Origin of the sequence: Streptomyces sp. XY431 (assembly GCF_001279805.1) — a bacterium.
In the GTDB taxonomy this organism is placed as follows: Bacteria; Actinomycetota; Actinomycetes; order Streptomycetales; family Streptomycetaceae; genus Kitasatospora; species Kitasatospora purpeofusca.
Genome location: NZ_LGDO01000321.1, coordinates 1 through 495 on the forward strand (window position 1 = coordinate 1; position 495 = coordinate 495).

The 495-nt window shown below is 68.7% G+C and carries 1 protein-coding gene; it reads left to right on the forward strand.

Annotated elements, in window-relative coordinates:
* Nucleotides 1-495, forward strand: a 495-nt coding sequence (locus tag ADK60_RS24775; RefSeq protein ID WP_234371241.1) for a condensation domain-containing protein, incomplete at both ends; no start/stop codon positions are given.

Sequence of the window (495 nt, forward strand, 5' to 3'; positions counted from 1 at the left end):
CTGGCTCGGATCCTGGACGAGGAACGCGGCCGCTTCGACCTCACCCGACCGCCCCTGCTCCGCTTCGCCCTCGTCCGTCTGGGCGACGAGCACTGGCGACTCGTCATCACGAACCATCACATCATCCTCGACGGGTGGTCGTTGCCGCTGATGGTGCAGGATCTGTTCGCTGCCTACGAGGCCGACGGGAACGCTCTGGGCCTTCCGCAGCCCGCGTCCTATCGGGACTACGTGTCCTGGCTGGCCGGCCATGACCGTGTATTGGCCGAGCAGGCCTGGGCCGAGGCCTTCGACGGTGTTCCGGACGCAACGAGGCTGGTGCCGGACGCCGGTTCGCGGACACCGGACATGCCGGAACACGTGATCGTCGAGCTGTCGGAGGACCGGACGTCCGCCCTGGAGTCGTGGGCGCGTGGTCGCGGTGTCACGCTGAACACGGTGGTGCAGGCGGCCTGGGCGATCGTGCTGGGGCGGTTGACCGGGCGCGATGACGTG